This is a genomic window from Dawidia soli, assembly GCF_018598185.1.
In the GTDB taxonomy this organism is placed as follows: Bacteria; Bacteroidota; Bacteroidia; order Cytophagales; family Cyclobacteriaceae; genus Ohtaekwangia; species Ohtaekwangia soli.
The window spans coordinates 83,632-103,878 of the sequence record NZ_JAHESC010000023.1; the positions used below are offsets into that span (position 1 = coordinate 83,632).

General features: G+C 56.0%; 21 protein-coding genes and 1 riboswitch. Of the genes, 15 read left to right on the forward strand and 6 right to left on the reverse strand.

The window, feature by feature from the left end; all coding sequences use genetic code 11:
• Positions 1-7 precede the first annotated feature (7 nt).
• Positions 8-1,855 (reverse strand): DUF1800 domain-containing protein, encoded by a 1,848-nt coding sequence (locus tag KK078_RS16475; protein WP_254091395.1) that lies wholly within the window; start codon positions 1,853-1,855, stop codon positions 8-10.
• A 170-nt stretch (positions 1,856-2,025) separates the two neighbouring features.
• Between KK078_RS16475 and KK078_RS16480 the strand changes: the two genes are divergently transcribed.
• Positions 2,026-2,427, forward strand: coding sequence for a LytR/AlgR family response regulator transcription factor (locus KK078_RS16480; RefSeq protein WP_254091396.1), 402 nt, complete (start codon positions 2,026-2,028; stop codon positions 2,425-2,427).
• Here the strand turns inward: KK078_RS16480 and KK078_RS16485 are convergent.
• The 3 genes from KK078_RS16485 to KK078_RS16495 are packed head-to-tail and all read right to left on the reverse strand — an operon-like array spanning position 2,409 to position 5,921.
• The gene (locus tag KK078_RS16485; protein WP_254091397.1) at positions 2,409-3,566 is read right to left on the reverse strand and encodes a DegT/DnrJ/EryC1/StrS family aminotransferase; all 1,158 of its coding nucleotides are present in this window, start codon (positions 3,564-3,566) and stop codon (positions 2,409-2,411) included. The two genes, KK078_RS16480 and KK078_RS16485, sit on opposite strands and share 19 nt — an antisense overlap.
• The gene (locus KK078_RS16490) at positions 3,563-4,606 is read right to left on the reverse strand and encodes a Gfo/Idh/MocA family protein (protein ID WP_254091398.1); all 1,044 of its coding nucleotides are present in this window, start codon (positions 4,604-4,606) and stop codon (positions 3,563-3,565) included. The genes KK078_RS16485 and KK078_RS16490 overlap by 4 nt, the downstream gene beginning before the upstream one ends.
• Positions 4,587-5,921 carry a glycosyltransferase family 4 protein gene (locus tag KK078_RS16495; protein WP_254091399.1) on the reverse strand — a complete coding sequence of 445 codons (1,335 nt, stop codon included), beginning with the start codon at positions 5,919-5,921 and terminating at the stop codon, positions 4,587-4,589. Before KK078_RS16495 ends, KK078_RS16490 begins: the two co-directional genes overlap by 20 nt.
• 234 nt (positions 5,922-6,155) lie before the next feature.
• Here KK078_RS16495 and KK078_RS16500 point away from each other — a divergent pair, with 234 nt between their 5' ends.
• The 9 genes from KK078_RS16500 (at position 6,156) to thiH (ending at position 13,716) form a co-directional block, all read left to right on the forward strand.
• Positions 6,156-6,899, forward strand: a complete 744-nt coding sequence (locus KK078_RS16500) for a hypothetical protein (RefSeq protein WP_254091400.1) — start codon at positions 6,156-6,158, stop codon at positions 6,897-6,899.
• Between the two features lie 195 nt (positions 6,900-7,094).
• On the forward strand, positions 7,095-7,487 hold the full coding sequence (locus tag KK078_RS16505; RefSeq protein ID WP_254091401.1) for a hypothetical protein: 393 nt from the start codon (positions 7,095-7,097) through the stop codon (positions 7,485-7,487).
• A 187-nt stretch (positions 7,488-7,674) separates the two neighbouring features.
• A riboswitch (TPP riboswitch) is annotated at positions 7,675-7,764 on the forward strand.
• Between the two features lie 74 nt (positions 7,765-7,838).
• Positions 7,839-8,042, forward strand: a complete 204-nt coding sequence (gene thiS / locus KK078_RS16510) for a sulfur carrier protein ThiS (RefSeq protein ID WP_254091402.1) — start codon at positions 7,839-7,841, stop codon at positions 8,040-8,042.
• A 2-nt stretch (positions 8,043-8,044) separates the two neighbouring features.
• Positions 8,045-9,865 carry a phosphomethylpyrimidine synthase ThiC gene (gene thiC, locus KK078_RS16515; protein WP_254091403.1) on the forward strand — a complete coding sequence of 607 codons (1,821 nt, stop codon included), beginning with the start codon at positions 8,045-8,047 and terminating at the stop codon, positions 9,863-9,865.
• A 5-nt stretch (positions 9,866-9,870) separates the two neighbouring features.
• Positions 9,871-10,473: a thiamine phosphate synthase gene (locus KK078_RS16520; protein WP_254091404.1), complete on the forward strand. Its 603-nt coding sequence runs from the start codon at positions 9,871-9,873 to the stop codon at positions 10,471-10,473.
• Positions 10,452-11,204, forward strand: a complete 753-nt coding sequence (locus KK078_RS16525; protein WP_254091405.1) for a hydroxymethylpyrimidine/phosphomethylpyrimidine kinase — start codon at positions 10,452-10,454, stop codon at positions 11,202-11,204. Before KK078_RS16520 ends, KK078_RS16525 begins: the two co-directional genes overlap by 22 nt.
• Positions 11,194-11,838 carry a thiamine phosphate synthase gene (locus tag KK078_RS16530; RefSeq protein ID WP_254091406.1) on the forward strand — a complete coding sequence of 215 codons (645 nt, stop codon included), beginning with the start codon at positions 11,194-11,196 and terminating at the stop codon, positions 11,836-11,838. The genes KK078_RS16525 and KK078_RS16530 overlap by 11 nt, the downstream gene beginning before the upstream one ends.
• On the forward strand, positions 11,813-12,583 hold the full coding sequence (locus KK078_RS16535; RefSeq protein ID WP_254091407.1) for a thiazole synthase: 771 nt from the start codon (positions 11,813-11,815) through the stop codon (positions 12,581-12,583). The genes KK078_RS16530 and KK078_RS16535 overlap by 26 nt, the downstream gene beginning before the upstream one ends.
• Before the next feature lie 2 nt (positions 12,584-12,585).
• Positions 12,586-13,716, forward strand: a complete 1,131-nt coding sequence (gene thiH / locus KK078_RS16540) for a 2-iminoacetate synthase ThiH (RefSeq protein ID WP_254091408.1) — start codon at positions 12,586-12,588, stop codon at positions 13,714-13,716.
• Between the two features lie 34 nt (positions 13,717-13,750).
• Here thiH and KK078_RS16545 read toward each other — a convergent pair whose 3' ends face one another.
• Both KK078_RS16545 and KK078_RS16550 read right to left on the reverse strand, forming a co-directional pair.
• Positions 13,751-14,611: a lipopolysaccharide kinase InaA family protein gene (locus KK078_RS16545; protein WP_254091409.1), complete on the reverse strand. Its 861-nt coding sequence runs from the start codon at positions 14,609-14,611 to the stop codon at positions 13,751-13,753.
• Positions 14,612-14,815: 204 nt separating this feature from the next.
• Positions 14,816-15,865, reverse strand: a complete 1,050-nt coding sequence (locus tag KK078_RS16550; RefSeq protein WP_254091410.1) for a glycosyltransferase family 9 protein — start codon at positions 15,863-15,865, stop codon at positions 14,816-14,818.
• Positions 15,866-16,130: 265 nt separating this feature from the next.
• On the opposite strand from KK078_RS16550, the gene KK078_RS16555 reads away from it, so the two are divergent.
• The 5 genes from KK078_RS16555 (at position 16,131) to KK078_RS16575 (ending at position 20,244) form a co-directional block, all read left to right on the forward strand.
• A complete protein-coding gene (locus tag KK078_RS16555) occupies positions 16,131-17,051 on the forward strand; it encodes a DMT family transporter (RefSeq protein WP_254091411.1) in 921 nt (306 codons plus the stop codon).
• 21 nt (positions 17,052-17,072) lie between these two features.
• Entirely contained in the window at positions 17,073-17,594 is a 522-nt protein-coding gene (locus tag KK078_RS16560) for a GNAT family N-acetyltransferase (protein ID WP_254091412.1), read from the forward strand.
• Between the two features lie 42 nt (positions 17,595-17,636).
• Positions 17,637-18,134, forward strand: a complete 498-nt coding sequence (locus KK078_RS16565; protein WP_254091413.1) for a GNAT family N-acetyltransferase — start codon at positions 17,637-17,639, stop codon at positions 18,132-18,134.
• A 105-nt stretch (positions 18,135-18,239) separates the two neighbouring features.
• Complete coding sequence (locus tag KK078_RS16570; RefSeq protein ID WP_254091414.1) at positions 18,240-18,815, forward strand: DJ-1/PfpI family protein; 576 nt, start codon at positions 18,240-18,242, stop codon at positions 18,813-18,815.
• A 22-nt stretch (positions 18,816-18,837) separates the two neighbouring features.
• Positions 18,838-20,244: a pyridoxal phosphate-dependent decarboxylase family protein gene (locus KK078_RS16575; protein ID WP_254091415.1), complete on the forward strand. Its 1,407-nt coding sequence runs from the start codon at positions 18,838-18,840 to the stop codon at positions 20,242-20,244.
• The last annotated feature ends 3 nt before the right edge of the window (positions 20,245-20,247 follow it).

Here is a 20,247-nt window from a genome sequence, read left to right on the forward strand (position 1 = left end):
CGAGTTGTTACCTCCGTTGAAATTCAGGAGAGCCCAGAATGATACCGGCTACCTGCGATAGTTTATATCGTTTGGGCGCGGCGTTATTCGCGGGAACAGTCTCGTCTTCTTCGGGGTCATCGTCTGCCATGCGTCTTGTCGCCGCGGTGCCATGTGCGGCGCTGTCGATCTTTTCCTGTAGGGCGGGATCATTGAGTAAGGGCGTGAGGCGTCGGATGGTTTCTTGTGTGTTGCGCTCGGGCAGGAGCAACGCGCTATAGGTGGCGAGTGCATCGGCTGCGCTTTCGGGTTCATGCTCGTGATTAAGTGCCAGCAGGTCCACCTTCACACCGGGTATCCGCCCCGCGGCCAGGGCCATGCCGAAGTTCATGCGGTTTAGTAGCGCACCGGTGTTGATCCAATGCGCGGCCTTGTCGGGAAATCCCGTGGGGGCCTGGTAGAAGTATACCTTTTGTCCCATGCGTGTTACCCATTGAAAGAGCGGATAGGGACGTTGTACGTCGGCATGCAGGCTGCGCAGCGCGCTGACAACAAGCTCAAACGGTGACTTCGTCTTTTCGCGCAGGGCGTTCTTATCCCAGAAGGCCGGCGATGTTACGAGGGTGGTCAGCAGTGCGCGGATGTCGCCGTGGGTTTGTCGGTACGTTTTGGCGAGGGCGTCGACCAATGCCTGCGGCGGGGTGTCGCTCACGAACCGAACGGCAAGCTTGCGTGCGATAAAAGCGGCGGTGGAGGGATGCTCTGCGAGCATGTTCAAGAGTTGCACTCCCTCGTCGTAGCCACCCCCTGCCGGGAATTTTTTTCCAAGGACGATCTTTTCACCGTCGTCGTGACGGTTGGGGGCGAACAGGAAATCATCTTTGTGAAAACCGCCGCGTTTTTGCAGTGTGGCGTCGTCGGGCAACCTCCGGAGAAGGCTATCACCCAGGTAGGTGCCGCGGGGGTATACCGTCCAGCCGGTAAGGATGCGGGCGGCTTCGGTTACGTCGTGCTGCGTATAGCCCCCGTCGACTCCGAGTGTATGGAGCTCCATCACTTCCCGGGCGTAGTTCTCGTTGAGTCCCCTGGGTCTCTGCGGAACGTTCGACTGTCGTTTGGCACGCGCGGGGTTGACGCCACGGCTGCTGGCATTGTCGAGGTATAAAAGCATGGCGGGCGATTGGGCTGTTGCGTGTAACAGCGCGTGGAAATGTCCCAGCGCCTGCGGCCGGATCACGTCCCGCTCATACGCCGGGATATAGAGCGTACAGAGGCCCTTGGTGAACGATACGTTGAAGTGGTTGAACCAAAAATCGGTCAGTACCTCCTGTACCTGGTTTTGTGTATAGGTAGCCCGCAGGATCTTTTGGTTGACGAATTGCCGTATGAGCTCCTGCTCGGAGCGCAAGCCTTTTTGCTGCCGGTATTGTTGTAACGCGGCGCGATATTCTTTTTTATCTTTCGTCGAGTCGATCCGGATGGCGCCGTCTTTTATCGCCATGCGCAGCAAGGCGCCGTTCCGGACAAAGGTGCGTGCTATTGTTTCGTTGCTCAGTGTCAAAGCGTCATAGGGTGCCAGGCGTTGTTGTAACGTATCGTCCGGAAGGGTAGCCTCGAGCTGTGTGGTGAACCATTCTTCCAGTCCCACGCGCGTTACTTCGTCTACGAGGCCGGGCGTTGCTCCGTAAGTAAAACGGCTCACGAGGTGTGCGGCGGCTTGCCGCGGCGTGAGTCCGGCTTCTACGTAGGGAAAATGCAGCGGCTTGGTGCGCGTGGCAACAGGCGTGTGCGCAGGCAGGACCAGGAGCACGAGGATGAGCAGCAGCCCCGGGTGCATCCACCGGCTCAACGACGATGTGTTTTTGGCGTGTGTCATGCTGATCGTATTAGAGCCCGTGGGCCACAACGGCCGATTAGACACGGCGTGGATGCAAAGGTTTAATAGCTTTTAACCTTTTTTACATCCACCATCCAACGTTTTTTCGAACAGATCAGTCTCACTATCAATAGCCGCCCGGTTGTGGGCGGTGCGCTAACCTTACTGCCATGACCAGACCGGCCGAGAACATCTTGCCACGCCCGTATTTTTTAGAAGAAGCTTCCCTGGCATCGCCGTTTGCCCGCAAGATCGGGTTCCCGGTACGCGAAGGGTTTGTGTTCCTGTCGGCGCACGACATCACCTGGTGCCAGGCCAGCGGCGCATATTCCATTATCTATTATGGAGCCGGTAAAAAGCTGCTGTTGTCCAAGAACCTGACCGAGCTGGAATCGTTGCTGCATACCGGTATTTTTTTTCGGGTGCATCATTCGGCCATCATCAACCTGTACAAGGTAACCCGCTACTTCCGGGGCAAGGGTGGCGAGCTGGAAATGGAAGATGGCAGCCTGGTGGCAGTATCCGCACAAAAGAAAAAGCTCTTACTCGAACGCTATACGCTTCCTGCCTGACGCAGGCCCGCCAGGAACGTTTTAATTTCTGAACAGATAAACATCAGCTCGTCCTCCTGCATCTCGGGATGGATGGGAAGGGAAAGCATGTGTGCCTGTATGTGCCCGGCTACCGGAAAGGTGTCGCTACTATAGGCCCGATACGCCTTTTGCTGATGTAACAGCAGGGGGTAATATAAGGCGGCCGGAATGCCACGGGCAACCAGGTGCGCTTTGAGCGCATCGCGGTGTTTGGTCTGAATGGTATATTGATGAAAGACGTGGGTGGAGCGATCGCTGCGCGCGGGCAGTTGGATTTCAGACGTCGTGCACAGCTGGCTATCGTAGAAGGCAGCAACGGCATTGCGTTTCTGAATTTCTTCCGGAAGGTACTGAAGCTTTACCTGCAGAATGGCAGCTTGCAACGTGTCGAGCCGGCTGTTGATGCCTACCAGTTCGTGATGATACTTGATGCGCTGGCCGTGGTTGGCAATCATGCGCATCTTTTCGGCATACAGGGCATTGTTTGTAAAAATGGCACCGCCGTCGCCGTAACAGCCCAGGCTCTTGGTGGGGAAAAAGGATGTCGTGCCGAGGGTGCCCATGGTACCGGCCATTTGTTGCCGGCCGTCGGAGAAAGTATAGACTGCGCCGAGCGCTTGCGCGGTATCTTCAATAACGAACAGGTTGTGCCGCGCGGCGATATCGAGTATACTTTCCATGTCAGCACACTGGCCGTACAGGTGCACCGGCACGATGGCCCGGGTCTTTGGTGTTATATAGGAATGCAGCCGGCGCTCATCCAATAAAAAACGGGCGGGGTCCACGTCCGCAAATACGGGGGTGATGCGTAGCAGGGCCAGCACTTCGGCCGTCGCTACGTAGGTGTTGACGGGCACGATGACTTCGTCGCCGGGCTTCAGCCCCAAGGCCATCATGGCGATCTGCAGCGCATCCGTTCCGTTGCCGCACGATACAACGGCGGCGGCACCGGTGTGATTGCGCAGGGCTTGCTCGAACGAGGCGACCTGCGGCCCCTGGATGAAGGCGGCCGTCGCCAGTACATCGCGAATGGCCGCATCGATCTCCAGCTGGTAGCGACGGTATTGCGCGGCGAGATCGACGATGCGGATCTCGCGTGGAAAAGGTTGTAATGTCATCGGTATACAGGTTGGGCCATCACGGCGCTTTTATAGATCTTCTCGATAATCTCGACCGTCTTCAGACCCTCGTAGCAGTTGGTGAGGATCGAACCGTTGTGGCGCAGCACGTCCACGATGTTGTCGTACACCAGGTTGTGATTCGACATCGAGCCGCGGTATTTGCCGTAGTCGTTAGCGGGGTTTCCTGGTGCCACGTCGGGAATGGTATAGCCTTCGATCTTTTGGTAGTCTACCGTGTTGAGGTATTGCCCGCCGATCTTGACAGTGCCTTTCTCGCCAAAGAGGGTAAGCGAGCCTTCCATGTTCTCGTGGTAGGCGTTGATCGTAAAGTGGATGGTGCCGAGGGCGCCGTTGTGAAACTTCAGGATCACCACGCCGCTGTCTTCGAACTCGACGGTATCCTGGTGCTCGAAGTTCCCGGCCAGGGCATGGACTTCGCGAATGTCGCCTACCAGCCAGTATAATAAGTCGATGAAGTGGCTGAACTGGGTGTAGAGCGTACCGCCGTCCAGCGCCAGCGTGCCTTTCCAGTCGGACGAGGAATAATATTCCTGGTCACGATTCCAAAAGCAGTTGAGCTGAACGGTATAGATGCGGCCGAGCTTGCCTTCTTCGATGAGCTTTTTAACGGCGGCCACCGGTGGGTTGAGTCGGTTTTGCTTCACGATAAACAATCGGCGGTTGGCGTGCTCCGCCTGCTGGATCATCTCACCGCAGTCCTGCGTAGACAGGGCCATGGGTTTTTCGCAGAGCACATGTATACCGGCGCGCAGGGCCTGGATCGAATGGCGTGCGTGCAAACCGTTAGGCGTACAGATCGCGACCAGGTTAAGGTCTTTTTCTTGTTCCAGTAGGGCGTCGAGGGAATCATAAGCGATGGCGCCGCTGCTCGCGGCAAGCGCCGTGGCTTTGGTGACGTCGACATCGCATACCGCTGCTAGTATGCCGTACTTTTGCATTTGGGAGGCGTGCCGCAGGCCTATGCGGCCGCAGCCGGCGAGTGCAAACCGGATCGGGTTATCCAGGTGAGGTTCCATGAGAAGATGGGGTCGGTAGATGTGTGTTGAGTAGATCGGCCAGCGCCGCTGTCAGGTTTCTGCGTGAAAATTGTGCGAGGGATGACGACGCTTCGAACGGTATGTGATCCTGATAGGCCTGAAAGCGTTCGCGGAAATAGTGGATCAATGCATCCAGGTCGGTATAGTGTACGGTCACACCCGCCTGCAGCGATCGGATCACATTCGCGGCATCGCCATGCACCGGGCCGATCGAAATAATGGGACGTCGTGCCGCCAGGTATTCAAATAATTTTCCGGGTAAGAAGCCCGCATCGATGGCACAGTCGTGTATAGGCAGGTATAATAACTGTGCACGCTGGAGGATCTTCGGCACGACGGCATGCGGTACATAATGTTCGAGGGAGGTATTGCGGGCTAATACCGGCGGCACGGCTTCCAGGATCCCGGCATCGACTTTGCCGTACAGGCGTATTTCCAGCGCCTCGTGAAAAGCCTGATCGTGTTGAGCCAGCGTGGCCAGGGCTTGCCAGAAGATGCGATGGTCGCGTGCGCCGCCCAGCATGCCCATGTGTACGATCGTGAACCGCGTGTCGGGTGCCGGTCGTTTATGGATAAAGTTTTCTTCGTCAAACCCGTTGGTAATGACATGTACCTTTCTGTGGGAAATCCCTTCGAGCATTTTTTGCAGGAACGGGCTCACGGTAATGACACTGTCGGCTTGTGTCAACGTGCGGTATTCCAGCCGTTGGTGTAGTCTTCGCGCGGCGGAGGTCAACGCAAGCTTGTCGAAGTAGTCGATGCCCGTCCAGGGATCACGAAAGTCTGCCAGCCACGGTATGGAGAATTTCTTGCTGACGCTGGCGGCGATGAGGTGTACGGTATGGGGTGGACCTGTGCTGATAATGGCGTCTACGCTTTCCTGCCGTAGGAATGTATTCAGCCGGCGCTTCGCGGGGATCAGCCAGCCTATGCGCGCGTCGGGTATAAAAAGATTGCTTCTTATCCAGAAGAGCAGGCGACTGATGACACCTTTCTTTTGCCGGTTATGAAAGAGGTTGGCGTTAACGTGTTGTTTATGACCGGTAAGTGCGCGAAAGATAGCGTAAGGCTCGTACGTGGGGGCTGTGACTACCTCTATATCCTCGGGGATGTCGCGTATCAGAGTCTGGTCGCGCTCGGGGTATTCGCCGTTGCGAACGGTAAAAATGATCGGCTCCCAGCCGAACTCCCGCAGGTATTTGGTAAATTTTACGGAACGCTGTACACCCGATCCACCGGCCGGTGGCCAGTAATAGGTGATCAGCAATACGCGTTTTCTTCGCTCTGCACTCATCGCAACAGGCTCATGGTTTAACCCTGGTATCCAGCGTTCTGCACCAAGGTAGTGACCCTTCGCACGGAAGAAATGTATGATTTACCGATGCACTTTCCGGGTTTGCCGGAAGGACCTTAACGGTAAAAAAAAGTTTCCGGGAGTATTAAACCTTTGCCGGCGTGGGGTTTCTAAACATCGAAAATTCACACGAACGCGACTCTTTAAACCATCATTCCTTAACGACAATCCACTATGAAAACTTTAAAAGCGACATTTCTGACATGTTTGGTACTGGCTGCCGGTGCCTGTAAAGACGATGATGAAAAGGAAGCCGTCTCAAACGATGAAGCGGCCGAAATGATCGCATCGTCTCTGGCGGAAAGCTCTTCTGGCTTTGCGGCGGTCGTAGATCAGTCGGCCACTGTTACCGGTAGCGTGGTGGACGCCTATGATGGCGGCCGCACGGCCACGTGCGGTTTTGAAAGTGATCTTACATTGAACGTGACAAACCCGTCGGGCTCCTCTGTCACCTATTCGTTTGCGTACACCTACCATTATGAGCTTATCTGCGAAAACGATGCGCCCAAAACAATGGAGGTGGACGTTACCTACGACGGCGAATTTGACGGCCCGCGTATTTCGTCTGCACACGAGGGGACGGCAGACGTTACGATCACGAAACTGGAGAATACCGTAGTCACGTACAGCATAGACGCTCACTACCAGAGCGCGGGAACGTTTCAATCGAAGATCCGCAATCGAAACTCGACCTCGAGCAGCGTTGACATTACCCTCGACGATGTCGTGGTCGATAAAGCGTCGCACCAAATTCTGAGCGGCACCGCGTCGGCGACGATCACCGGCACCGTTACCGGCAAGGGATCCTTCACCTATACCGGCACCATTGTATTCAATGGCAACCACACCGCCGAGCTAACAGTAAAAGGTATAAAATATATACTAAACCTCACCACAGGCAGCATAACCCCCGCATAGCGCAATAATAGGGCCTTCACCCCAAACATAATAAGCAAAAATTCCCGTCAGCCCTGTAAGGGCGTAACAGATCAGGCCAGGCTGAGCGCCAGCGAAGGCCTGGGGTTAAACAACACATGGCGTTAAAACAACACATGACGTTAAAACACACCGGGCGTTAAAAGAACATTAAACAAATACATAACCAACAATAAAATGAGCACAATAAAAATTTCAATACTCCTGGCCGCATTAGTAGCCATCATCTCCCACATCCCAGCCACCGCCCAAACAGCCGACCGCACCCCATTAACCGCCGAACAACGCGCCCAGAAATGGACCGACTGGATGAAGACAGAATTAGCGCTCACAACCGAGCAAGAACCTAAGGTACACGCCATCAATGTAAAATATGCCGGCCAGATGGAGGACATCAAGGCCGAGGGCGGCGATCGCCGGAGCAGGTTTAAGGAGGCAAAAGATAATAACAAGGCGAAGGATGAAGAGCTGAAGGCTGTATTAACGCCGGATCAATTCACGAAGTATACCGAAAAGAAGCAGGAAATGCGACAGAAGGTCCGGGAGAACCGGAAGCGTGGGGGAAAATAAAGATCAGGTCCGGGGTCGGTAATGACTCCGGACTTTTGCTTTTTGGCGTTATACCCGACCCCGCCGATGTATAAATTACAGGCTGCTGCACGAGTTTTATGTAGTTATGGATCAGTGTTTTAGGTGATCCCCTGCCGGGCCGTCTGTCAGATTTATTTTGACAATCTCAAATAAACTCCTAACCTTTGTTACGCTTTAGGGGTGCCATAGTGCTGAGATAATACCCTACGAACCTGATGCAGTTAGTACTGCCGAAGGGAAAAGTAAGATTGACCGCGTGCGTTTTAGTTTGTTATTGTTCTTGCGCGCTTATCGTCATTCCTAAAGCAACATGCTTTTCAGGAATGCGACATGAAGATCACCATCAACGACCGTCCGTATGAAGTAGCCGAAGGGGCTACGCTCCAAAGCGTTGTTGTGGCCCACATGGGCGACAAACAAACCGGCTTTGCTGTTGCCGTGAACCAGGAAGTTATCGCCCGGGGAGATCATGACCGTCATTACCTGCAAGCCCACGATTCGATTCTCATCATTCAAGCAACACAAGGAGGATAGCTATGAAAAAAACAGTTTCGACGGGAGCCATCAGCGGCTCGCGGAAAGTATACGTGGCGGGGTCGCTGCACCCCGTGCAGGTGGCCATGCGTGAGATCACGCTGTCGCCGACGCGTCTGCACAACGGTCAGCTGGTGGAAAATCCACCGGTGACGGTATACGACACGGGCGGCGCCTATACCGACGACCAACAGGACATCAACGTGCGCAAAGGACTGCCGCGCCTGCGCGAGTCGTGGATCATGGGCCGTGGTGATGTCGAGTCGCTGGAGAACGTCAGCTCCGACTACGGCCGTGCCCGGCAGGAAGACAAGAGCCTGGAACATCTTCGGTTCGAGCACATCCGGAAGCCGCTGAAGGCAAAGGCCGGCGCGAACGTAACGCAGCTGCACTATGCCAAGCAAGGGATCATTACCGCCGAGATGGAATATATCGCCATCCGCGAAAACCAACGGATCCAGGAGCAGCAGGAGGCGAGCCGCCACGACGCCATGTTGTGTCACCAGCACGCGGGCAACAGCTTTGGCGCGCGTACGCCGAAGAACTATATCACACCCGAGTTTGTACGCGACGAGATCGCCGCCGGCCGGGCGATCATTCCCAACAACATCAACCACCCCGAAAGTGAGCCGATGATCATCGGGCGCAACTTCCTGGTGAAGATCAACGCCAACATCGGTAACAGCGCGGTTACATCCTCCATCGAAGAGGAGGTAGAGAAAGCCGTGTGGGCCTGCCGTTGGGGCGCGGATACGATCATGGACCTGTCCACCGGAAAGAACATTCACGAAACACGGGAGTGGATCATCCGCAACTCGCCCGTGCCGATCGGTACGGTGCCCATTTACCAGGCGCTGGAGAAAGTGCACGGCAAGGCCGAGGACCTGACGTGGGAGATCTTCCGCGACACGCTGATCGAGCAGGCCGAACAAGGCGTTTCGTACTTTACCATCCACGCCGGTGTGCTGCTGCGGTATATTCCGCTCACGGCCCGGCGCGTGACGGGCATCGTTTCGCGGGGCGGCAGTATCATGGCTAAATGGTGCCTGTCACACCATCGGGAGAATTTCTTATATACCCACTTCGAGGAGATCTGTGCGATCATGAAGGCATACGATGTAGCTTTTTCCCTCGGCGATGGCCTGCGGCCCGGATCCATTGCCGATGCCAATGATGCCGCGCAGTTTGCCGAACTGGAGACGCTGGGTGAGCTGACGAAGATTGCCTGGAAGCACGACGTGCAGGTAATGATCGAAGGCCCGGGCCACGTGCCCATGCACCTCATCAAAGAGAACATGGACAAACAGCTGCGGGAATGTCACGAGGCACCGTTCTACACGCTGGGCCCGTTGACCACCGATATCGCCCCGGGATATGATCACATCACTTCCGCGATCGGTGCCGCCATGATCGGCTGGTTTGGTACGGCCATGTTGTGTTATGTCACACCCAAGGAGCATCTCGGCCTTCCGAACAAGAAGGATGTAAAAGACGGTGTTATTACCTACAAGCTGGCGGCGCACGCGGCCGACCTGGCAAAAGGTCATCCCGGTGCGCAGTATCGCGACAATGCGTTGAGCAAAGCACGGTTTGAGTTCCGGTGGGAAGATCAATTCAACCTGTCGCTGGACCCCGACACGGCGCGGGAGTTTCATGACGAGACCTTGCCGGCAGACGGTGCAAAAGTGGCGCACTTCTGCTCCATGTGCGGGCCGAAGTTCTGCTCGATGAAGATCACGCAGGAGATCCGCGACTCGGCCGCGCAAGGCATGTTTGATAAGTCGGAAGAGTTTCGCCTGCAAGGCAGCGAGCTGTATAGTTAACGGGTATGCTGGTCGTTATTTCAAGCCCCGTGCCGATGCCCCGTGAAGCGGAGTGCTTCAACCGTCTCTTTGAGGCGGGACTGGAGGTGTTGCATGTGCGCAAACCCAAGGCGGGCGCGGGCGTATTCCGTGACCTTCTGCAGGGCATCGATCTGCGCTATTATGGCCGGCTGACCTGGCATCAGCACCACGCGGAGGGCGAGACATGGGGCATGCAGCGTATACACCTGCCGTCGATCGTGCGGCAGCAAACGCCGTCGGCGCAGCTTGACCGCTGGAAAGCATTGGGGAAAACGATCTCGACATCGATCCATTCGCCGGAGGAGTATCGAACGCTGTCATCGGCAATAGACTATGCGTTGCTGGGCCCCGTCTTTCCGAGCATTTCCAAGCCGGGGTATCGATCGACAGCTCCGCTGGAGGCGCCCGCAAGGGCTTCGCAGACGACGAAGCGGATCGCGATCGGGGGCCTCGATCCCTATCGTTGTGAAGCGGTATACAACCTGGGGTTTGACGGCATCGCGGCATTGGGGTCGATCTGGCAACAGGGTGACCCGGTACAGAACTTTAAACAATTGCAGGAAGCATGGTATATACACGCCCGGTAGTGGTGAGCATCGCCGGCCTGGATCCCACGGCGGGCGCGGGTTTGCTGGCGGACGTAAAGACCTGCGAGCAGCACCGGTGCCTGGGCTTTGGTGTGGCGTCGGCGCTGACGATACAGACAGAGAATACGTTTCACCGGGTGGACTGGCTGCCGTTGACGACGATCCTGGATCAGGCCGCGCCGCTGTTCGCACAATATGCGGTGGCGGTCGTCAAGATCGGGATCATCGAAAACTTTACCGTGCTCGACAGCCTGGTGCGATGGATCACCGCACAGCGTGCCGACATCCGCCTGGTGTGGGACCCGGTGCTGGCGGCCTCTGCCGGGTTCAGGTTTGTGGACGATGTAGAGCCCGCGCGGCTTCAAGAAGTGTTACAGCATATCTGCCTGGTCACACCGAATGTACCGGAAGCGCGCCAGCTGGCGGGTATAGACGATGCACAAGAAGCCGCGCGCCAACTGGCCCGCTATTGCCGTGTATACCTCAAGGGTGGCCACCTGGCCGAGCACATGGGAACGGATTACCTGTACGAAGCAGAACAGGTCACGACGTTTTTACCGGGTATACCCCGTGCATGGCCCAAGCATGGTTCGGGGTGTATCCTTTCTTCGGCCATTGCCTCGAACCTGGCGTGGGGAAGATCGTTGCCCCAGGCTTGTACCGAAGGCAAGGCATATATAGAACGTATTTTAAACAGCAACGAAAATCTACTCGCGTATCATGTTCAGTAGAATTCAATACATATCACAAGGCCATACGGCACAAGAACAACGGCAAAATATCCAGGCGGCCCTCGATGCCGGCTGTACCTGGATTCAGCTGCGCTTCAAAGAACAGGAGGAAGCGGTGGTTCGCATGTTGGCGGAGTCTGTGCGCAAGCTGTGCGCGGAGTATAAAGCTTTCTTTATTGTGAACGACTTCGCGCGCGTGGCGTTGGAGACCGATGCCCACGGTGTACACCTGGGGCTGCAAGATATGCCGGTGGCCGAAGCCCGTGCCATCGTAGGTCCAGCGCGCCTGGTGGGCGGCACGGCCAATACGTTACAGGACCTGCGCCAGCGTGCCGCGGAAGGATGTGACTACATCGGCCTGGGGCCGTTCCGGTTCACGACGACGAAAGCCAGGCTCAGCCCGGTGCTAGGGTTGGAAGGGTATACGGCTCTTCTGGACGCGCTGCGCCGGGAGAATATTATGACCCCTGTTTATGCCATCGGGGGCATAACCGTAGACGATGTACCGGCACTGCGCGAGACCGGTGTATATGGCGTGGCGCTTTCGGGCGCCATCACGCAGGCTCCGGATAAAAGAAAGACAGTCGATCAATTAAGAGAAATATTGTATGCAACCACTACACATAGCCGGTAAAACATTCCGATCGCGGTTGTTCCTCGGGACGGGTAAATTTGGCTCTCCTGCAGAAATGGCGCAGGCGGTACAGGCCTCGGGTACAGAGCTTGTAACCGTAGCGTTAAAGCGCGTGGACCGGGAGACCGACACGGATGCGCTGCTGGCACCGTTGCGCACAGCGTCGCTCGGACTCTTGCCCAATACGTCGGGTGCCCGCAACGCGCGCGAGGCGGTATTTGCCGCGCAACTGGCACGGGAGGCGCTGGAGACAAACTGGGTAAAGCTGGAAATACACCCCGATCCTAAATACCTGTTACCCGATGCGTTGGAGACCTTGAAAGCAACGGAGGCATTGGCTAAGCTCGGCTTTGTTGTGCTGCCGTATATTCACGCCGATCCCGTGCTCTGTAAACAACTGGAAGGCGCGGGTACCGCGGCCGTGATGCCGCTGGGATCTCCGATCGGGAGCAATAAGGGTCTGCGTACCCTGGACTTTTTAGAGATCATTATCGAGCAAAGCCAGGTGCCGGTGATCATCGATGCGGGCATTGGCGCGCCCTCGGACGCGGCGAAGGCCATGGAGATCGGTGCCGACGCGGTGCTGGTGAATACGGCCATTGCCGTCTCGCAAGATCCGGCGGCGATGGCGCGTGCCTTTGCATTGGCAGTAGACGCCGGGCGTATGGCGTATGAAGCACGGCTGGCCGCCGCGCACGATCATGCGCAGGCAAGCAGTCCGCTGACATCATTCCTGAAAGACTGATCATGTTCACCGAATACTTCAACCGATTTTCCTGGCAGGATGTACAGGCGGACATCCGGGCAAAGACCGATGCCGATGTGCGGCGCGCTTTGCAGAAGGAACGGTGCGACCTGGAAGATTTTAAAGCGCTGGTATCACCGGCAGCGGCGCCGCACCTCGAGGCGATGGCACGTCTCAGCCGGACGCGTACGTTGAAACGCTTTGGCCGCACGATACAGATGTATGTGCCGCTATACCTCAGCAACGAGTGTCAGAACATCTGCACCTATTGCGCCTTCAGCCTCGATAACAAGATCAAACGCAAAACCCTGACAGACGCCGAGATCTTACAGGAGGTACAGGCTATTAAAGCCATGGGCTATGATCACATCCTGCTCGTAACAGGCGAGGCTAACCAGACGGTGGGCGTGCCATACCTGCAACATGCCATCCGGCTGGTGAGACCTTACTTCGCGCACATATCGTTGGAAGTGCAGCCGTTGGATCAAGCGGACTATGAAACCCTGATCGCAGAAGGGCTGCACACGGTGCTGGTATACCAGGAAACGTATCACACTGACCGGTATAAACACTACCATCCCAAGGGGAAGAAATCGAAGTTTCAATACCGGCTCGAAACGCCCGACCGGCTGGGTAAGGCCGGGATACATAAAATTGGCGTAGGGGCATTGATCGGCCTGGAGGACTGGCGTGTCGATAGCTTCTTTACGGCGCTGCATGTTCAGTACCTGGAAAAGACGTATTGGCAGACAAAGTACTCGGTGTCGTTCCCCCGGTTGCGGCCGATCGAGGTCGGCAAGGCCGGCGAAAGCGAAGTGCGGGAGTTCCATAGTTACATGAGCGACCGCGAGCTGGTGCAACTCATCTGTGCTTACCGGCTGCTGAATGATACATTGGAAATATCGATCTCCACGCGGGAGCGGGAGGCGTTTCGTGATAACATTATCCCGTTAGGCATTACAAGCATGAGCGCGGGATCGAAGACGAATCCCGGCGGATATAGTGTGGAACCCGAGTCACTGGAGCAGTTTGAGGTTTCGGATGAGCGGTCTTCAAAGGAGATTGCTGCTATGATCCGGAAGCAGGGGTATGAACCCGTGTGGAAGGATTGGGATGTTGTATATGGTAGTTAGTTAAGACTTGCGCCAGACGCTAACGCCTGCCATGCTAAGACTTCCTCCACCAATAGGCTACCAACAACACAAAGTTCGTCATAAAATTGACCGCGGCCAGATAGCGTGTTGACAGCGCTCTCATTACCGGGGATGTTTCCCGGAGATTCTTCAGACCGGCAAGGACCTGCTTTAAAGCCTTTTTCCGCAACCGCTTCTCCAACTGCTTTCTTTTATAATAAAAAAGTCGCTCGATGGCGATGACCTCCGGCACATTCCACAGCCGCGCATATTCCCTACCCACAAACGTAAGGTGTTCGGTCGACAGGCCCAGCCGTTCAAAGTTGCGGATGCCATCGTTGAAGCGGATCAGGCCAAACTTCATGCGGTTGTTGTCGATCAGCGACAGCTCGTATCGACCGTCGTGCTGCCGGAAAAGTATATTTTCAAGGTTGTAGTCGATGTGGTAGACGCCGGTCTGGTGCAGTTGGTAGGTATGCCGGGCCAGTTGCAGAAGCAGGGGCCTGGCCTCTTCCAGCGGTGCTTCGCGTATCTTGTCAAGGGCGACAAAGTCCGTGTACTCCGAGACAAAATACATGTCGGTGATCAGGCCGTCGCGGGTGATCTCGATGTAGGCGATTGGACGCGGGGTGGTAAAGCCCAGTTTCGTGAGGATGTGGGCGTTGTCAAAGGCGCGTTGCGCCTTGGAGGAAGCGAAATAGGTATACCGGATGCGGTTGGGCAGGTAAATGCGTTTAAAAGACTTGATGACCAGGTGAACACCGTGTACCGTATCTTCCTTGATAATATTCCGCTTGGCATGCAGCACGATTCCCCGATCTCCAAAGGTGTGGGGAATATTCTCGACGTACTCCTGTAGAAAGGAATACGCAGGATCAGTAATAATTCTCTTCATGGGTGTTAAGGGTATCGTCGAAGAGACCTCCCGAAATATTGTATACTTTTTCAAGCAAACGATTTCGGTTACAGTATTCGACGGCTCTGTAAAACCAACGCGAACAAAAAGCAAAAGATTGCTTACAGCGGTCGCGAAATAATCATACCCGGGTAAAAAAGCGACGAAAGAGAAAAGATGATCTACGAACGTAGCGGGAGAGACTTATGCTTGCTCCAAAATATCCCGGATGGTGCGGATCCAGCGGTCGGGATCGGAGTGACGGGTGTCGATGCCGAGGCTGCGATGCCCGTAAGGCTGGTATGCCCCCGGATCGGTGATGGAAAACAACCCAACGGTAGGTGCATGCGACGATGTGGCCAGGTGCATAATACCGCTGTCGGCGCCAATGAAAACGGCGGTGGCAGCAATGAACGCCGCGATCGCGCGGATATCTTTACTATAGAAGGTCGGCGCCTGGAAAGAAAGCATCGAGATATTTTCGATGGGTAGGACCTCGACAATGTTATAGTGGGGGAACTCAGCCTTTAGTCGGGTGTAGAAGGTTGTCCACCAGTCAGATGAATAGCATTTGTCGCCGGTGGCGTAGGTATACACGCTGATGGCTTTTCGGTCGTTGCCCGTTAGCTGATGCAGGAGTGTTTGCCCGGCAGCCCGTTCGGCCGCGGTTAACCGAAGGTCCAGGGGCGGCGTGTCGGCTGTGCGCGGGGGGATACCCCAGGCCGCCAGGTGGTTTCGGAATTGGTATACCGGGTACCGGGCAATATGCTGGTGGCCGGTCAGCCCGGGGTCGATCGTCGTTTCGTCTCCAAAGATCTTATAGGGCGCGGTGGAGAATTTCGTCGCCAGTCTCCCGGAAGAGGAACCTTTTACGACATTTATTACCAGGTCGTACCGCGTACGCTTTAAGGACACCCACACGCGCAGGTAGCGCAGTAGCTCTTTAAACGGTTTCTTGGGCAGGGAAATGATACGGTCGATATTGTCGTAGCCCTGAAAGATCACGGGGGCTACACCGCCTTTTACCAGCAGGTCGATGCGGCAACCGGGAAAGACGGCGGTCACTTCTTGTAGTAGCGGGGTGATCAACAGCAAGTTGCCGAGGCGGTGGTTGGGACGGCAGATAAGCACGCGTTGAACAACGATCGGGTCGCGGGGCGTCCCGGCAGGAAGGTTGTTTGACCGGCCGATGCCACGGGTAAGGCTGCGCATCAGGCTTCTCCGGAAGGAGTTGATTTTCTTAGAAACGCTCATGGACGAGGATGAAAAGCGAAATGTAACGACTGTGCTGACATAAACGTTTTTCAAGCGTGCTTATTTTATCAGCGCCTGTGTGGTCACCGTGGCATGTATTAGGGCAGTTGTCATTCACCAGGATGATCTCAAAGGTGCTGGTGATTTTTCCAGTGTTGACGATGCGATAAACTGATATGGTCAAAATACCCGAAACTGAAACTGTTTTTTCTGCGTATTAAAAGCAAGTTTTGACCATTCTTTACACGTATTTAACCACACCGCTTTGAAAAGAGATCTACTGTTTGCGTACCTGGCCCTTGTAGCGATCTGTATTATCTGGGGAACTACCTTTTTGGCCATGCGGATGGCGGTCGTTGATTTCCCGCCGTTCCTGTTCACCGTTATCCGGCAGATCACGGCCGGGTCGATCCTCGTTGTCTTTATGCTGACCATTGGAAAGGTGAAAGTGCCGAATAAGCGTTACATTCTTCGCCAGGCGTTGGCGGGCTTCCTCATGATCTCGGTCGGCAACGGCTTTGTGGCGTGGGCGGAAGTGCACATCCCCAGCGGTATTGCCGCGGTGATCTGCTCATTCATGCCGGTGGTGGTGATCCTGTTGAACATGGCGATCCAAAAAGACGAGCGCCCGACGATGCCGATCATGCTGGGTGTTGCCCTGGGTGCCGTGGGGATTGCCTTGATCTTCGGTGAGCACTTAAGCGACTTTGCCCGCCCGGAGTATGTCATGGGCATTGTGATGACACTGACGGCCGTGATGTCGTGGGCGACGGGCATGATCTGGATGAAGAAGCACAGCGCCGACAGCAATCCGTTTTTGAATGCGGGCTTGCAGATGCTCTTCGGGGGACTGTGGCTGATCCCGTTCTCGCTGCTCTTTGATGATTTGCACGCCATACCGTGGACGGCCAAGACGTTGCTGCCGCTGGCATACCTGATCGTGTTCGGCTCGGTGATCGCGTATACCTGCTACTCCTACGCATTGCGTAAGCTTCCGGTAACGATCGTATCGCTCTATGCCTATGTAAACCCGCTGGTGGCGGTGGTGCTGGGATGGCTGGTGCTGGACGAGAAGCTCAATACCCGCATGGGCATCGCCATCCTGCTGACCATCGCGGGCATCTATATCGTGAACCGCGGGTATCAGCTGCGCAATGCGTGGAAGGCACAGCTCTCGCATGATTAAAGGTGCTATCTTTATAGAAGTATGGAAGAAGAATTTGTGATCCAGACGGTGGGGCGCGATGCGTTGCCGGTGCTGCGTGAGCTTGCCATCAAGACCTTTGAAGATACATTCCGCGAACACAACACAGCGGAAGACATGGCGCTTTACCGCGAGCGGAACTTTGGTTTGCAAAAGCTGGAGATGGAATGGCAGGAAGAAGGCACTGTTTTTTTCCTGGCTTATGCGGGGACAGCGGCGGTAGGCTATGCTAAGGTGCGCAAGGGCGAGCCGCTGGAGGCGCTTCACTCCGAAGTGGCCCTGGAGATCGAGCGCATTTATGTGCACCAGGATTACCTGGGGCGACAGGTAGGCAAGATCCTGCTGCAAGCGTGTCTGCACCATGCACGCAAAGCCGGCTACCGAACGGTATGGCTGGGTGTATGGGAACACAACACCCGCGCGCAGGCCTTCTATAAAAAGTTCGGCTTCGAGCGGTTCAGCGAGCATGCCTTTGTGCTGGGAGACGACGTGCAGACCGACTGGCTTATGAAAAAAACGCTTTGACCCTATAAACATCCACCAGACCTTAGACCTATTCTTATTTATATGAAGTTCCGAGATGCCATGTTGCAAGACCTGCCGCAGATCGTAGCGATCTACAACACGACGGTGCCGGGCAGAATGGTGACAGCCGACACTGAGCCGGTGACTGTTGAAAGCCGCGTGAAGTGGTTTGAAGAGTTTACACCCGACCGCCGCCCCCTGTGGATCGTAGAAGATGACGCCGGCACGACACTCGGCTGGGTCAGCATCAAATCGTTCTACGGTCGTCCGGCCTACAACGGCACCACCGAGATCGCCATCTACCTCGACCCCGCCGCGCGTGGCAAGGGGTATGGCAAGAAGATTTTAGAAGAGGCGACTATCCGGTGCCGCGCCCTGGGGGTGAGCACGCTGCTGGGGTTCATCTTCGCGCACAACGCGCCAAGCCTTCGGTTGTTTGAAGGCGCGGGCTTTGCACAGTGGGGGTTGTTCCCCGACGTCGCCGTGCTTGACGGGGTGCAGCGAAGCCTCGCCATTCTCGGAAAACGTATCGATACGTAACCCCGGATCTATACTTTGACGGCTTCGGCCGAAAGACATCAACTGTGGCGTATACTTCCACGGACGATCCTGTATTGTCAACATAAAACCATAACCAGACCCGCCATGAAAAAAGTTACCATTGTTGCCTTTGAAAAGTTCACCGACATCGACGTGCACCTGCCCTGGGACCTGTTCAACCGCGTGCGTTTCGTCGATCCCGCATGGAGTGTTCGCATTGTGGGTACGGAAAAGATCCATACTTCCGTCACCGGCATGCCGCTGAAGACACACGGTACGATCGAGGAATGTGCCGACGCCGATGTCGTATTCTTCGCCAGTGGTGCGGGTACACGCGCGTTGATCAAAGACGAACAATACCTGAAGCGATTCAACCTCGATCCGTCGCGGCAGATCATCTGCTCGATGTGCTCGGGTGCGTTGATCCTGGCCGCCCTGGGACTGCTGGACGGTATTACGGCGACCACCTACCCCACGGCAGTCGAAGAGTTGCGATCGATGGGGGTGACGGTAGAAGATAAAGCCCTGGTCGTACACGGCAACATCGCTACTGCCGCCGGATGTCTGGCTGCGCTGGACCTGGTGGGATGGATCGTCGAGCGGCTGGTGGGATCTGTGGCAAAAGAAGAAGTGCTGGCCTCTGTACAGCCGGCAGGGAAAGGACTGGTATGTATATATTAATCACCGCTAACGCGATCGGACTATGAATGCAGTATTACGAAGCGACAAAGAAGCCATCACCGCCATCCTGCAACAGGTGGGAAGACTGGCTGATGAGCATTTCCACCCTACCGAGCCGGCGCCACCATCGCGCTATGTGCCCGACGATGCCTTTGCCGACCTGCCCGCCGAGGGGTGGGGTGCATTGGATGTGCTGGTACAATTCCGCGAGCGGTATGCGCCACGCATGGCGAACAGCGCGGGGCCCCGCTACTTCGGTTTTGTTACCGGGGGCTCGACGCCCGCGTCACTGGCGGGCGACTGGCTGGTGAGTGTTTATGACCAGGTCATGTCGGGCAGCACCGACTCGGTGGCTCATTTCCTGGAGCGCCAAACGCTACACTTCCTCAAGCAGCTCTTTGGTCTCGACATGGCGTATACCGGCACGTTTGTGACGGGGGCCACGATGTCCAACTTTGTGAGCCTGGCGTCGGCACGTCAGTGGATCGGCGAGCAGCACGGCGTAAACCTGAGTGAAGACGGCCTGTATGGCATGCCGCCCATGCGGGTACTCAGTGCAACACCGCACTCCAGCATTTTGAAAAGCCTTTCCATGCTGGGCGTGGGGCGCACGTCGTGGGTGAAGGTCGATACGCTGCCCGGCCGCGAGGCGATCGATGTACGGGCGCTGGAGGCTGCGCTGGCGCAGGCATCCGGACCGGTGGTGGTCGTGGCCAATGCAGGTACTGTCAATACCGTAGACTTTGACGATCTGCAGACCATCGGTGCCCTGAAACAGAAATATAACTTCTGGCTACACGTAGACGCTGCCTTTGGCGGTTTTGCCGCGTGCTCGCCGCAACATCAACACCTGATGCAGGGCATTAACCTGGCCGATAGTGTAACGATCGATGCGCATAAATGGCTGAATGTACCATACGATGCGGCCATGCAATTCACCCGTCATAAAAGCATCCAGGTAAAGGTGTTCCAGAACCAGGCGGCCTACCTGGGAGATCCGGCGCTGATGCCCGATTCCATGCATGTAACACCGGAGAATTCCAGGCGGTTTCGCGCCCTGCCGTCGTGGTTTACGCTGATGGCGTATGGCCGCAACGGTTACCGGGAGATCGTCGAGCGCAACTGCGCTGTAGCGCACGGCCTGGGCGAACGCCTGGAGCGCTCGGACGAGTTTCGCCTGCTGGCGCCGGTGCGGATGAATGTAGTATGTTTTTCTTTCCGCGGCGAAACTACCCTGGACGAGATCCGGGCGTTTCTCGATGCCGTTCGCGACGACGGACGTGTTTTCTTTACGCCTACCGTGTACAAAGGTACGCCGGCCATACGCGCGGCGATCTCTAACTGGCAGACGGGCGAGGCCGACGGAAAGCTCGCTTTTGATGTGCTGCTGGCGGTGTATCGGGCGCATGCGCTAAAAATATCCGTATAAACC